This window comes from Streptomyces sp. NPDC058880 (assembly GCF_042742535.1).
Taxonomy (GTDB): Bacteria; Actinomycetota; Actinomycetes; order Streptomycetales; family Streptomycetaceae; genus Streptomyces.
On the sequence record NZ_JBHYMC010000100.1, the window covers coordinates 1 to 13,919 of the forward strand.

Below are 13,919 nucleotides of genomic sequence, written 5' to 3' on the forward strand. Positions count from 1 at the left end.
GTACTGCAGGGGGGACCCTGTGGGAGAGTAGGACGCCGCCGAACAATTTTTGTGGGGAAGCCCCGTACCTTCTGGTACGGGGCTTTTCCGCGTTCCAGACACCATCGTCGCCTCCTGTAGGGTCAGGGGGCATCGAACGACCGTTTTCTACCGTCACAGTGGAGGCCCCCGGGTGGAGGTCCAGGAGACTCGGGTTCAGACTGACCGAATTTTCACCATTCCCAACATCCTGAGCATGGCCCGCCTGGCCGGCGTGCCCCTGTTCCTGTGGCTGATCCTCGCGGAGTACGACGGGTGGGCGCTGGCCGTCCTCATGCTCAGTGGAGTCAGCGACTATCTCGACGGGAAGCTCGCCCGGCGCTGGAACCAGATCAGCAAGCTCGGCCGGCTGCTGGATCCCGCCGCGGACCGCCTCTACATCCTGTCGACGCTGTTCGGTCTGACCTATCGCGAGATCCTGCCACTGTGGCTCACCGGAGCGCTCCTCGCACGTGAGCTGATGTTGCTGGTCATGGTGTGGATCCTGCGCCGCCACGGATATCCGCCGCCGCAGGTCAACTTCCTCGGCAAGGCCGCGACCTTCAACCTGATGTACGCCTTCCCGCTGCTCCTGCTCAGTGACGGAAGCGGCTGGTTGGCCTGGTTGGCCTCAGTTTTCGGATGGGCGTTCGCGGGATGGGGTACAACCCTCTATTGGTGGGCAGGAATCCTTTACGTGGTTCAAGTCCGCCGTCTGGTGAAGGCTGACGCCACGGCCGATTGAGCCCGTCCGACGCCGGATGACGCGGAGGAGTCGCGAAGTCACCGAACGAGGCGGGTGAGAGTCGGCACGACTGTCATCTCTCAAGGAGGACTCTTCCGACATGAAGGCCGTCGTGATGGCCGGTGGCGAGGGCACACGCCTTCGTCCCATGACCTCGAGCATGCCCAAGCCGCTCCTGCCGGTGGCGAACCGCCCGATCATGGAGCACGTACTCAGGCTGCTCAAGCGGCACGGGCTCAGCGAGACCGTGGTCACCGTGCAGTTCCTGGCCTCGCTCGTCAAGAACTACTTCGGGGACGGCGAAGAGCTCGGGATGGAGCTCACCTATGCCAACGAGGAAAAGCCACTCGGGACCGCCGGCAGCGTGAAGAACGCCGAGGAGGCCTTGAAGGATGACGCCTTCGTCGTCATTTCCGGCGATGCGCTGACCGACTTCGACCTCACCGACCTGATCCGCTTCCACAAGGAGAAGGGCGCACTGGTCACGGTCTGCCTCACCCGGGTGCCGAACCCGCTGGAATTCGGCATCACGATCGTGGACGAGGAAGGCAAGGTCGAGCGCTTCCTGGAGAAGCCGACCTGGGGCCAGGTGTTCTCGGACACCGTGAACACCGGCATCTACGTCATGGAGCCCGAGGTCTTCGACTACGTCGAGGCCGATGTCTCGGTCGACTGGTCCAGCGACGTCTTCCCCCAGCTGATGAAGGAAGGCCGGCCGATCTACGGCTACGTGGCCGAGGGCTACTGGGAGGACGTGGGCACGCACGAGAGCTACGTCAAGGCGCAGGCCGACGTGCTCGAGGGCAAGGTCGAGGTCGAGATGGACGGCTTCGAGATCTCGCCCGGCGTGTGGGTCGCCGAAGGAGCCGAGGTCAGCCCGGAGGCCGTGCTGCGCGGACCGCTCTACATCGGGGACTACGCAAAGATCGAAGCCGGTGTGGAGATCCGTGAGCACACCGTCATCGGGTCGAACGTCGTCGTCAAGAGCGGTGCCTTCCTGCACCGGGCCGTCGTCCACGACAACGTGTACATCGGGCCCCACAGCAACCTCCGTGGCTGCGTGATCGGCAAGAACACCGACATCATGCGCGCGGCACGGATCGAGGACGGCGCCGTCATCGGCGACGAGTGCCTCGTCGGTGAGGAATCGATCGTCCAGGGGAACGTACGCGTCTACCCCTTCAAGACGATCGAAGCCGGTGCCTTCGTCAACACGTCCGTCATCTGGGAGTCACGTGGACAGGCCCACCTCTTCGGCGCGCGCGGTGTCTCCGGAATCCTGAACGTCGAGATCACCCCCGAGCTGGTGGTCCGCCTCGCAGGTGCCTACGCCACCACGCTGAAGAAGGGCGCGATCGTCACCACGGCCCGCGACCACTCCCGTGGCGCCCGAGCGCTCAAACGGGCCGTGATCTCGGCACTCCAGGCCAGCGCGATCAACGTACGCGACCTGGAGAACGTACCGCTGCCCGTGGCCCGGCAGCAGACCGCGCGAGGCAGCGCCGGCGGGATCGTCCTGCGGACCTCCCCCGGAGTACCGGACTCCGTCGACATCATGTTCCTCGACGAACGGGGAGCGGACCTCTCGCTCCAGCAGCAGCGCAAGCTGGACCGCGTGTACGCGCGCCAGGAGTACCGGCGGGCGTTCCCCGGCGAGATCGGCGACCTGCAGTTCCCGGGCAGCGTCTTCGACGGCTACACGGGCTCGCTGCTGCGGCGGGTGGACACCACCGGGATCGCCGACGCCGGACTCAAGGTGGTCGTCGACGCCACCAACGGCAGCGCCGGACTCGTCATGCCGAGCCTCCTCGGCCGGCTCGGGGTGGACGCCCTGACGATCAACCCCGGTCTCGACGAGTCCAGGCCGACGGAGAGTGCCGAATCCCGGCGGGCGGGCCTGGTGAGACTGGGCGAGATCGTGGCCTCGGCACGGGCGGCCTTCGGCGTACGGTTCGATCCGGTGGGCGAGCGCATCTCGCTCGTGGACGAGCGAGGGCGGATCATCGAGGACGACCGGGCGCTGCTGGTCATGCTCGACCTGGTGGCCGCCGAGAAGCGCAGCGGCAAGGTCGCGCTGCCGGTGACCACGACGCGGGTCGCCGAGCAGGTGGCGGCCTACCACGGAACACAGGTGGAGTGGACGACGACCTCGCCCGACGACCTGACCCGCGTCGGGCGGGCCGAGAACACGATCTTCGGTGGAGACGGCCGGGGCGGCTTCATCGTTCCGGAGTTCAGCAGTGTCTTCGACGGCTCGGCGGCGTTCGTGCAACTGCTCGGCCTGGTGGCGCGCACCCAGCTCACACTGAGCCAGATCGACGCCCGGATCCCGCGGGCGCACGTACTCAAGCGGGATGTGCCGACGCCGTGGGCGGTGAAGGGGCTCGTCATGCGACGGGTCGTGGAAGCGGCCGGAGACCGGCAGGTGGACACCACCGACGGGGTGCGGGTGGTGGAGGCCGACGGACGGTGGGCGCTGGTGCTGCCGGACCCGGCGGAGGCCGTGACGCACCTGTGGGCCGAAGGCCCCGACGACGCCTCCGCGCAGGCGCTGCTCGAAGAATGGGCGGGCGTGGTGGACGGCGCCGGGCACTGAGCGCCCGGCGGTCGATGACCTGAACGGAAGTCCGGTGGGCGGGGGCGGGAGGCCCGGCCCTGCCCACCGGACGGACGCATTGGGTGTGTGCGGCGCCGACATGCGACGATGTGCGGCATGTCGCAGCCGCCCCCCCACCGGACTCCGGCGTCCCCTGCGCCTGCGCGCCCCGACGCCTCCATGTCGCTGCTGACGCACGTGATGGACCACAGCCTCGACGAGGGCTACGCCGAGGCGACCGCCCGGCGCCGGGCGGACGGCACGGCCGGCCTGCCCCGCACCCTCAAGGCCAAGCTGGGGCTCGCCGCCGGACTCGTGGTCGCCGCGATGGTCGTCACGCTCGGCGCGGCCGAGGCGCGCCTTGACGCGCCGGTGCTCGCCAAGGAGCGCCAGGAGCTGATCGACCGGGTGCAGCGGGCCGACGAGCGCGCCGACGCCCTGGAACAGAACATCGACCGGCTCAGGACCGATGTCGCCGCACGTCAGCGTGCGGCCCTCAAACAGCCCGGCGGGAGCCAGGGCGAGCTCGTCTCCCAGCTGGCCGGCGCCACCGAGGTCCGCGGGCCGGGGATCAGACTGGTGGTGGACGACGCCAAGGGCTCCTCCACGGGCGGCGGCGGGAAGCCGCGCGAGAGCAGCGGATTCTCCGACACCGGCCGGGTCCGCGACCGTGACATGCAGAAGATCGTCAACGGACTGTGGCAGTCCGGTGCGGAGGCGGTCTCCATCAACGGGCAGCGGCTGACGGAGCTGTCGGCGATCAGGGCCGCGGGCGACGCCATACTGGTCGACAACCGGCCGCTGGTACCGCCGTACGAAGTACTGGCGGTGGGGGACAAGCAGCGACTCGGCCCGGCCTTCCAGGACTCGGCGGACGGCCAGTACCTGCACGTGCTGCAGGAGAGCTACGGCATCCGCTACACCCTGTCCCCAGCCGACGAACTGCGGCTTCCGGCCGCTTCGAGCCTGATCGTCCGCACAGCCACAGCAGTAGAGCAGCAGAAGGGTGCATCGTGATCGCGGTACTGGGCCTCTTGGCCGGAGTGGTGGTCGGACTTCTGGTCCGGCCCGAGGTACCGGCCGTGGTGGAGCCTTATCTGCCCATCGCCGTGGTGGCGGCCCTCGACGCGGTGTTCGGGGGTCTGCGCGCCATGCTCGACGGCATCTTCGTCGACAAGGTCTTCGTGGTGTCGTTCCTGTCGAACGTCGTCGTGGCCGCACTGATCGTCTTCCTCGGCGACAAGCTGGGCGTCGGCTCGCAGCTGTCCACCGGAGTCGTGGTCGTGCTCGGCATCCGCATCTTCTCCAACGCCGCGGCCATTCGCCGCCACGTGTTCCGGGCGTGATCGACATGAACGCGAACGACACCCCCGCCGAGGAACCGAACGTCCCGGAACGGCCTCTTCAACAGGGAAAGGCACAGGCCGAGCCGGTGCCCGAGGAGACCGGCCGGCAGCGGCTGGCGGCCGGCTTGTGGCCTCCGAGGGTCAGCCGGGCCCAACTGATCGTTGCGCTGCTGCTGTTCGTCCTCGGACTGGGTCTGGCCATCCAGGTCCGGTCGAACAGCGACTCCAGCGCGCTGCGCGGGGCGCGGCAGGAGGACCTGGTACGCATCCTCGACGAGCTGGACGGGCGGACCAAGCGGTTGGAGGACGAGAAGCAGCGACTGGAAGACCAGCGCCGGGAGCTGGAGAGCAGCTCCAACCAGGCGGAGGAGGCCCGCAGGCAGACCGCGGAGAAGGAGCGTCAACTCGGCATCCTGGCCGGTACGGTGGCAGCCCAGGGGCCGGGCATCACACTCAGGATCAGCGATCCCACCGGCCAGGTGCGGCCCGACCAGCTGCTGGACACGCTCCAGGAGCTGCGGGCCGCCGGGGCCGAGGCTATCCAGATCAACGGGGTGCGCATCGTGGCAGGCTCGTACTTCTCGGACGAGAACGGTGGGGTCGGGATCGACGGCAAGAAGATCACACAACCCTATGAGTTCAAGGTGATCGGGAAGCCCCAGGATCTGGAGCCGGCGCTCAACATCCCGGGCGGTGTCGTCCAGACGCTGGAGAAGGAGCAGGCCACGGTCGCCGTCACACGGTCGGCGAAGATCGTTGTGGACGCCTTGCGGGCTGCGAAGCAGCCTGACTACGCTCGGTCGTCATCGGGGTGAAGGTGGAGCGGAGTGGAAGGTGGAGCGGCTCACGCAGGCTGATGCCTGCGGGGGGTCGCCGCACCGAAGTTGCGGTGCGTGGTGGAAACTGTCTGGTGGTTACGGACGTTGTGAGAATGTCCGGGTCGGCAGGTGTCTGCATGCGGAGTTCGTCCTGCCCCACGGGCGGGTCTGTTTCAGTCAAGGGGAATCGCCCGTGAAGTTGTTTGAGAAGTTGTTCGGCAAGAAGAACCGCGAGGAGAGCGGCGCGGCCAGGCACCGCGCCGGGGGCGCGGAAGGGCAGGGTGACCGGCCGCTGTTCCGCGACGAGGTCGCCGGCGCGGGCGAAGTTCCGGGTGCCCCCGGCGCGTCGTCTGTTGACCCTGCCGGTACCGGCCGCATAGGTTTCGGTGAACCATCAACCTCAAGTGCGGGTGGAGGGTTTGCCCCCGACCCGTACGCCACCAATGCCTCCGCGGGGCAGCCGCGGCGCGAGGAGCCGTCCATGTCGGCCGAGCAGGTTTGCAGCAGGTGCGGACACCGCAGCGATGCGGCCAGCCGGTTCTGCTCCAACTGCGGAGCGCCGCTGCGGGCGGGCCTGACGCCGGAGCGCGCTTCGGAGACCACGTCCACCATCTCGATCTCCGGCCTCGAGGCCTACGAGGCCGAGGTGTCGGGACAGACGCACGTGTCGTCCTCGCTGTCCCCCGAGGCCCAGGCCGCGGTGGAGGCGCTGCCGCCCGGTTCCGCCCTGCTCATCGTGCGGCGCGGACCCAACTCCGGCAGCCGCTTCCTGCTGGATGGCGAACTGACGACGGCCGGCCGGCACCCGCAGAGCGACATCTTCCTGGACGACGTCACCGTCTCCCGGCGGCACGTCGAATTCCGCAGGAGTCAGGACGGCGGCTTCACCGTGGCCGATGTCGGCAGCCTCAACGGCACGTACGTCAACCGTGAACCCATCGACTCCGTCGCCCTGCACAACGGCGACGAGGTGCAGATCGGCAAGTACCGGCTGGTCTTCTACGCGAGCCTGCGGGGCGTCTGACCCTCCCCCGGACCCGGTCCGGGGGCACCCGAGGGAAGGTCCCATGCTGCGCAATCCGACAGGCGGCGCCGGGAACGGCACCGCCGGCTCGGCCGGGCGGCTGGTGAGCATCGGCACGGTGCTCACCACGCTGCGTGACGAGTTCCCCGAAGTCACGATCTCGAAGATCCGTTTCCTGGAGGCGGAGGGGCTGGTCGAACCCCGGCGTACACCTTCCGGGTACCGCAAGTTCAGCACGGAGGACGTGGAGCGCCTCGCCCGCATCCTGCGCCTGCAGCGTGATCACTACCTGCCGCTGAAAGTCATCCGCGAGCAGCTCGACGCCCTTGCACGCGGGGAGCAGGTCCGCATCCCGGCACCGGCGGCGCACGGCGACTGCGCCGATCCGTCGGACCCCGCCGCCCTGTACGGCGAGACGGGGCAGGAGGAGCCTCCCGCCGCCCGGGTGGGGCGGGCCGAGCTCCTGGAGGCCGTGGGCGTGGACGAGGAGCAGCTCGTCGAGTGGGAGTCGTACGGGCTCCTCGCCGAGGCGCCGGGCGGCGGGTTCGACGCCGACGCGCTCACCGTGGCCCGGCTCGTGGCCGACCTGGGGCGTTTCGGCCTGGAGCCGCGCCACCTGCGCGCGATGAAGGCGGCCGCCGAGCGGGAGGCGGGGCTGGTGGAGCAGGTCGTCGCACCCTTGCGCCGACACCGCAACCCGCAGACCAGGGCCCACGCACAGGCCACGGTGAAAGAGCTCGCGGGGCTCTCCGTACGGCTGCACGAGGCCTTGGTGCAGACGGCCCTCGGGGTCCGGTTGCGCTGAGCGCGGCGGCCGAGGTGGAGCCCCGACTACCCAAACCTGCCGGGCAGGTCCTAGGGTTGCTGTGTGAACGAGCTCGACGTTGTGGGTGTCCGGGTGGAAATGCCCTCCAACCAACCGATCGTGCTCCTGCGTGAAGTGGGAGGCGACCGGTACCTCCCCATCTGGATCGGTCCGGGAGAGGCGACGGCCATTGCCTTCGCCCAGCAGGGTATGGCCCCTGCCCGGCCGCTGACGCACGACCTGTTCAAGGACGTGCTGGAGGCGGTCGGTGAGGAGCTCACCGAGGTCCGGATCACGGATCTGCGGGAGGGCGTCTTCTACGCGGAGCTCGTCTTCGCCAGCGGGGTCGAGGTGAGCGCGCGGCCTTCCGACGCCATAGCCCTCGCCCTGCGGACGGGGACACCGATCTACGGCAGTGACGGCGTGCTGGACGACGCCGGAATCGCCATTCCGGACGAGCAGGAGGACGAGGTGGAGAAGTTCCGCGAGTTCCTCGACCAGATCTCGCCCGAGGACTTCGGTACCGGCCAACAGTGAGTCGCCGCCGCGTCCTCCACGCCGCGCCATCACCCCATTCGAGTAGCCTTTCCCCGCAATCGGATACGGGAAACCACTCTCAGGGTGATTATCACTCGGCGTGCCGAGTGTGGCGATCGTTGACGCACCCCTGGTGACTGCCTACCTTCGAGGTGGGCAGGTCAAGGACGGAGGGTCGGCGTGAGGATCACGGGCGACGGTACGACCGGGGGCACCCCCGTACGGAGTGGCACCGGGCCGTACCCGCTGCACGGTGGTGCGGCCGGACCCGCGCGCCGCCAGCCGGAGTCGACGCCGGTCGGTTCGCCGGACGGCGACCCGGCGCCCGAGCAGGTCGGCTACCGCGGACCCACGGCGTGCGCCGCGGCCGGCATCACCTATCGGCAGCTCGACTACTGGGCGCGCACCGGGCTGGTGGAGCCCAGCGTGCGGGCCGCCTACGGCTCCGGAACGCAGCGCCTCTACAGCTTCCGCGACGTCGTGGTACTCAAGATCGTCAAGCGTTTCCTGGACACCGGTGTGGCGCTGCAGAACATCCGTACGGCGGTGCAGCATCTGCACGACCGCGGCCTCGCCGACCTTGAGCGGATGACGCTGATGAGCGACGGCGCCACGGTGTACGAGTGCACCTCGCCGGACCAGGTCGTGAGTCTCCTCCAGGGTGGGCAGGGCGTCTTCGGCATCGCCGTGGGGGTGGTGTGGCGCGACGTGCGCAACGCCCTGTCACAGCTGCACGGGGAGCGGGTGGACACCGGCGAGACGCTGGTCCGGCACCACCCGGCGGACGAGCTGGCCGCCCGTCGCAACCGAGCCGGCTGAGCGGCCTGCCCGGGCCGCGGGAATGTCAGTGGCGTAGGGCAGCATCGGTGCCGTGAGAGCCGCCCCGACCATCCTGCATCTGGACATGGACGCCTTCTACGCCTCCGTCGAGCAGGCGTCGAAGCCGAGCCTGCGCGGCAAGGCCGTCATCGTCGGAGGGCTCGGACCACGGGGGGTCGTCGCCACCGCCTCCTACGAGGCCCGACGGTTCGGGGTGCATTCGGCGATGCCCACGGCGCAGGCCAGGCGGCTCTGCCCGAACGGCGCCTACCTGATCCCGCGGTTCACGCTCTACCGGCAGGTCAGCGACGTGGTCATGGCCATGCTGCGGGAACTGTCGCCGCTGGTGGAGCCGCTCAGCCTGGACGAGGCCTTCGTGGACCTGGAGGCGGGCGGGGCGGCCTTCGACTCGCACTTGGCGCGGGCGACGGGCGAGCGGCTGCGGGCCGGCATCACCGCCGCCACCGGGCTCAGCGGGTCCGTGGGGCTGGCCGGGTCGAAGATGCTGGCCAAGGTCGCCTCGGAGGAGGCCAAGCCCGCGGGGCTGCTGCTGATCGAGCCCGGGACCGAGCGGGAACTGCTCGCTCCGATGCCGGTGCGGACTCTGCCGGGGGTGGGGCCGGCCACCGGGGAGCACCTGCGCCGCGCCGGGATCACCACGGTGGGGGACCTGGCGGAGGCCGGGGAGGACGAGTTGGTCCGGATGCTCGGGCGCGCGCACGGCACGGGGCTGTACCGGATGGCGCTGGGCCTGGACGACCGGCCGGTGGTCGCGGAGCGGGACGCCAAGTCGGTGTCGGTCGAGGACACCTTCGACGTGGATCTGCACGACCGGGTGCGGATCCGGGGCGAGGTGCAGCGACTCGCCGACCGGTGCGTGCAGCGGCTGCGGGGCTCCGGGCACTCGGGGCGCACGATCGTGCTCAAGGTGCGGCGCTACGACTTCTCCACGCTGACGCGGTCCGAGACGCTGCGCGGCCCCACGGACGACGCGGCGGTGGTGCGGGAGGCCGCCGCGCGGCTGCTGGAGGCGGTGGACACCACGGGAGGCGTGCGGTTGCTGGGGGTGGGGGTGACCGGCCTGGCGGACTACACGCAGGAGGACCTCTTCGCCCAGTCGCTCGCGGCCGAGCCTCAGGTGGCGGCCGAGGTGGACGGTACGGGCGGTGCGGCCGGGGGAACCGAGCCGGAGGCCGCCGGAGGGGACGAGAAGCCACAGGAGGGGCCGCCGGCGCCCGCGGAGCAGCAAGAGGCTCCCGAGCGCCGCTGGGCGGCCGGAAGCGACGTACGCCACGTGCTGTACGGGCCGGGGTGGGTCCAGGGCAGCGGGGTGGGGCGGGTCACCGTCCGGTTCGAACAGCCCGGGTCGGAGCCCGGCCGGGTGCGGACCTTCCGGGTGGACGACCCGGATCTGGCGCCGTCCGACCCGTTGCCGCTGGTGGGGGAGGCCGCGTAGGGCGGCGCCGGGGCGCGGGTCAGCCCTCGTCGCCCGCCAGCCGGCCGAAGTCGCGGTCGACGTCGGACGGGAGGGCCGTGTCCAGGCCGTAGTGGTGATAGAGCTGGAGTTCCTGCTCGGGGGAGAGGTGGCGGCCGACGCCGAAATCCGGTGCGTCCCTGATGAGGGAGCGTTCGAAGGGCACCCGCAGGGTCTCGCCGACCATCTCGCTCGGCTCCAGCGGCACGAAGGCGTCCCGGCCGAAGAAGCCGGTGCGGACGGCGGCCCATTCCGGGACACCCGTGGCATCGTCGAGATAGACCTCGTCGATGGTGCCGATCTTGGCACCGTTGCGGTCGAACGCCTTGCGGCCGATCAGGCTGCGCGGATCGATGTCGGTCTGCACGGTCCCTCCAAATGGTCGCAACTGTCGCAACTGCTCCCTAGTGACTACAGAAGGGCATTTCCGCAGAGGAGGCCACTCGGGGAGCCTCTTGAACCCCGCTGGTAGGCTGGGTGACGGCTGTCGACCCTGTGCGGGAGAGTCCTCCGAGTGAGCAAGACGGAGGCGCCGAAGGAGCAAATCCTCCCCGGAATCTCTCAGGCATACGTACCGCACGGACGAGGCCACTCTGGAAAGCAGGGCGGGTGCCGGGCGCGCAGTGCCGGTCCCCCTCCTCACCGACGGTGAAAGCCGGAGCTCTCGGGAGACCCCCGTGAGATCCGGTGAAACTCTCAGGTGCAGATGACAGAGGGGGAGGCCGTCCGGGTGCCCGCGCCGTGGTGCCCCTCGCAGGTCATATGACCAGGAGGCCTCCGTACATGACCGCCAACCGCATTCCGCTCTCCCAGCTGGAGCGAGGCATCCCCTTCGAACAGCGCCACATCGGCCCGGATGCCGAGGCGCAGGCGAAGATGCTCGCCCAGGTGGGCTACGGCTCCCTGGACGAACTGACCGCCGCCGCGGTGCCGGATGTGATCAAGACCGCCGACGCGCTCGACCTCCCCGAGGCGCGGACCGAGGCCGAGGTGCTCGCCGAGCTGCGCTCGCTCGCCGACCGCAACCAGGTCCTCACCCCCATGATCGGTCTCGGTTACTACGGGACCTTCACCCCGCCGGTGATCCTCCGCAACGTCATGGAGAACCCGGCCTGGTACACGGCGTACACGCCCTACCAGCCGGAAATCTCGCAGGGCCGCCTCGAGGCCCTCCTGAACTTCCAGACCGTCGTCGCCGACCTCACCGGCCTGCCGACCTCGGGCGCCTCGCTGCTCGACGAGGGCACCGCGGCCGCCGAGGCCATGACCCTGGCCCGCCGCGTGGGCAAGGTCAAGGGCAACGTCTTCCTCGTCGACGCCGACGCCCTGCCGCAGACCATCGCCGTCATCGAGACCCGCGCCGAGCCGATCGGCATCGAGGTCGTCGTCGCCGACCTCTCCGACGGCATCCCCGCCGAGATCGCCGAGCGCGGCGTCTACGGCGTCCTGCTCCAGTACCCGGGTGCCTCCGGCGCCGTCCGGGAGATCAAGCCGGTCATCGACCAGGCGCACGAGCTCGGCGCCATCGTCACCGTCTCGGCCGACCTGCTCGCCCTGACCCTCCTGACGTCCCCGGGCGCCCTCGGAGCCGACATCGCCGTGGGCACCACCCAGCGCTTCGGTGTCCCGATGGGCTTCGGCGGACCGCACGCCGGCTACATGGCCGTCCAGGACAAGCACGCCCGTTCGCTGCCCGGCCGCCTCGTCGGCGTCTCGGTGGACGCGGACGGCAACAAGGCCTACCGCCTGGCCCTGCAGACCCGCGAGCAGCACATCCGCCGCGAGAAGGCCACCAGCAACATCTGCACCGCGCAGGTGCTGCTCGCCGTCATGGCCGGCATGTACGCCGTCTACCACGGCCCGGACGGCCTGCGGACCATCGCCCGCCGCACCCACCGCTACGCGGCGCTGCTCGCCGCCGGTCTGCGGGCCGGCGGAGTCGAGACCGTACACGGCGCCTACTTCGACACGATCACCGTCCGTGTGCCGGGCCGCGCGGCCGAGGTCGTCGCGGCTGCCCGGGAGGGCGGGGTCAACCTGCACCGGGTCGACGCCGACCTCGTCTCGATCAGCTGTGACGAGACCACGCTGCGCGCCGACATCGAGGCCGTCTGGGCCGCCTTCGGCGTCACCGCCGACATCGAGGCGCTCGACGAGGCCACGGCCGACACCCTGCCCGAGGGCCTGTTGCGCTCGGACGCGTACCTGACGCACCCGGTCTTTCACCAGTACCGGTCTGAGACCGCGATGCTGCGCTACCTGCGCAGGCTCTCGGACAAGGACTACGCGCTGGACCGCGGCATGATCCCGCTGGGCTCCTGCACCATGAAGCTCAACGCGACCACCGAGATGGAGCCGGTGACCTGGCCCGAGTTCGGCCAGCTGCACCCCTTCGCGCCGGTGGAGCAGGCCGAGGGGTACCTCACGCTCATCAACGAGCTGGAGGAACGTCTCTGCGAGGTCACCGGCTACGACAAGGTCTCCATCCAGCCGAACGCCGGCTCCCAGGGCGAGCTCGCCGGTCTGCTGGCCGTACGCGCCTACCACCGGGCCAACGGCGACGAGCAGCGCACCATCTGCCTCATCCCGTCCTCCGCGCACGGCACCAACGCCGCCAGCGCCGTGATGGCCGGCATGAAGGTCGTCGTCGTCAAGACGGCCGACGACGGTGAGGTGGACGCGGACGACCTGCGTGCCAAGATCGAGCAGCACCGTGACGAGCTCGCCGTGCTGATGATCACCTACCCCTCCACGCACGGTGTGTTCGAGGAGCACGTCGCCGACATCTGCGCCCAGGTGCACGAGGCCGGCGGCCAGGTCTACGTCGACGGCGCCAATCTGAACGCCCTGGTCGGCCTGGCCAAGCCGGGTCACTTCGGTGGCGACGTCTCGCACCTGAACCTGCACAAGACCTTCTGCATCCCGCACGGCGGCGGCGGTCCGGGCGTCGGCCCGGTCGGCGTCCGGGCGCACCTGGCGCCGTACCTGCCGAACCACCCGCTGCAGCCGACGGCCGGCCCGGAGACGGGCGTCGGCCCGATCTCGGCCGCGCCGTGGGGATCGGCCGGCATCCTGCCGATCTCCTGGTCGTACGTGCGCCTCATGGGCGGCGAGGGCCTCAAGCGCGCCACCCAGGTCGCGGTGCTCGGCGCCAACTACATCGCCAAGCGCCTGGAGCCGCACTACCCCGTGCTCTACACCGGCCCGGGCAACCTGGTCGCGCACGAGTGCATCATCGACCTGCGCCCGCTGTCGAAGGCCACGGGCGTCAGCGTGGACGACATCGCCAAGCGCCTGATCGACTACGGCTTCCACGCGCCGACGATGTCCTTCCCGGTCGCCGGAACGCTCATGATCGAGCCGACGGAGTCCGAGGACCTCGCTGAGATCGACCGTTTCTGCGACGCGATGATCGCCATCCGCGGCGAGATCGAGCGGGTCGCGGGCGGCGAGTGGCCGGCGGACGACAACCCGCTGGCGAACGCCCCGCACACGGCGGCTTCGCTGGGCGGCGAGTGGAACCACCCGTACACCCGGGACGAGGCCGTCTTCCCGGGCGGCGTCACGGCCGCCGAGAAGTACTGGCCGCCGGTGCGCCGCATCGACGGTGCCTTCGGCGACCGCAACCTCGTGTGCTCCTGCCCGCCGCTGGACGAGTACGACAACTGAGGCGCCCCCGCCTCTGAGGCCGTCGCACGACATGGTGAAGGGGCCGGCCCCGGGAGACTCTCCCGGGG

12 protein-coding genes and 1 riboswitch are annotated in these 13,919 nt (G+C 70.0%); of the genes, 11 read left to right on the forward strand and 1 reads right to left on the reverse strand.

Features of this window, described 5'->3' with window-relative positions; genetic code table 11:
- The first annotated feature begins 172 nt into the window (after nucleotides 1-172).
- The 10 genes from ACFW2G_RS31755 (at nucleotide 173) to ACFW2G_RS31800 (ending at nucleotide 10,164) form a co-directional block, all read left to right on the forward strand.
- Entirely contained in the window at nucleotides 173-763 is a 591-nt protein-coding gene (locus ACFW2G_RS31755; protein ID WP_031149849.1) for a CDP-alcohol phosphatidyltransferase family protein, read from the forward strand.
- Between the two features lie 100 nt (nucleotides 764-863).
- Nucleotides 864-3,359 carry a mannose-1-phosphate guanyltransferase gene (locus tag ACFW2G_RS31760; protein WP_037929301.1) on the forward strand — a complete coding sequence of 832 codons (2,496 nt, stop codon included), beginning with the start codon at nucleotides 864-866 and terminating at the stop codon, nucleotides 3,357-3,359.
- A gap of 108 nt (nucleotides 3,360-3,467) precedes the next feature.
- Entirely contained in the window at nucleotides 3,468-4,376 is a 909-nt protein-coding gene (locus ACFW2G_RS31765) for a DUF881 domain-containing protein (protein ID WP_078557092.1), read from the forward strand.
- The gene (locus ACFW2G_RS31770) at nucleotides 4,373-4,705 is read left to right on the forward strand and encodes a small basic family protein (protein ID WP_007262894.1); all 333 of its coding nucleotides are present in this window, start codon (nucleotides 4,373-4,375) and stop codon (nucleotides 4,703-4,705) included. The genes ACFW2G_RS31765 and ACFW2G_RS31770 overlap by 4 nt, the downstream gene beginning before the upstream one ends.
- A 5-nt stretch (nucleotides 4,706-4,710) precedes the next feature.
- Complete coding sequence (locus ACFW2G_RS31775; RefSeq protein ID WP_037929501.1) at nucleotides 4,711-5,520, forward strand: DUF881 domain-containing protein; 810 nt, start codon at nucleotides 4,711-4,713, stop codon at nucleotides 5,518-5,520.
- Between the two features lie 88 nt (nucleotides 5,521-5,608).
- Entirely contained in the window at nucleotides 5,609-6,547 is a 939-nt protein-coding gene (locus ACFW2G_RS31780; RefSeq protein ID WP_201773420.1) for an FHA domain-containing protein, read from the forward strand.
- A gap of 43 nt (nucleotides 6,548-6,590) precedes the next feature.
- Complete coding sequence (locus ACFW2G_RS31785; RefSeq protein WP_384585406.1) at nucleotides 6,591-7,352, forward strand: MerR family transcriptional regulator; 762 nt, start codon at nucleotides 6,591-6,593, stop codon at nucleotides 7,350-7,352.
- 63 nt (nucleotides 7,353-7,415) lie between these two features.
- The gene (locus ACFW2G_RS31790; RefSeq protein ID WP_037929290.1) at nucleotides 7,416-7,889 is read left to right on the forward strand and encodes a bifunctional nuclease family protein; all 474 of its coding nucleotides are present in this window, start codon (nucleotides 7,416-7,418) and stop codon (nucleotides 7,887-7,889) included.
- 180 nt (nucleotides 7,890-8,069) lie between these two features.
- Nucleotides 8,070-8,708 (forward strand): MerR family transcriptional regulator, encoded by a 639-nt coding sequence (locus tag ACFW2G_RS31795; RefSeq protein WP_384451850.1) that lies wholly within the window; start codon nucleotides 8,070-8,072, stop codon nucleotides 8,706-8,708.
- A gap of 52 nt (nucleotides 8,709-8,760) precedes the next feature.
- Nucleotides 8,761-10,164 carry a DNA polymerase IV gene (locus ACFW2G_RS31800; RefSeq protein WP_384585403.1) on the forward strand — a complete coding sequence of 468 codons (1,404 nt, stop codon included), beginning with the start codon at nucleotides 8,761-8,763 and terminating at the stop codon, nucleotides 10,162-10,164.
- Between the two features lie 19 nt (nucleotides 10,165-10,183).
- On the opposite strand, the gene ACFW2G_RS31805 is transcribed toward ACFW2G_RS31800, so the two are convergent.
- Nucleotides 10,184-10,549, reverse strand: coding sequence for a PRC-barrel domain-containing protein (locus ACFW2G_RS31805; protein ID WP_037929267.1), 366 nt, complete (start codon nucleotides 10,547-10,549; stop codon nucleotides 10,184-10,186).
- A gap of 121 nt (nucleotides 10,550-10,670) precedes the next feature.
- Nucleotides 10,671-10,769: riboswitch (glycine riboswitch) on the forward strand.
- 196 nt (nucleotides 10,770-10,965) lie between these two features.
- Between ACFW2G_RS31805 and gcvP the strand changes: the two genes are divergently transcribed.
- Nucleotides 10,966-13,851: an aminomethyl-transferring glycine dehydrogenase gene (gcvP, locus tag ACFW2G_RS31810; RefSeq protein WP_384585400.1), complete on the forward strand. Its 2,886-nt coding sequence runs from the start codon at nucleotides 10,966-10,968 to the stop codon at nucleotides 13,849-13,851.
- Nucleotides 13,852-13,919: the final 68 nt, after the last annotated feature.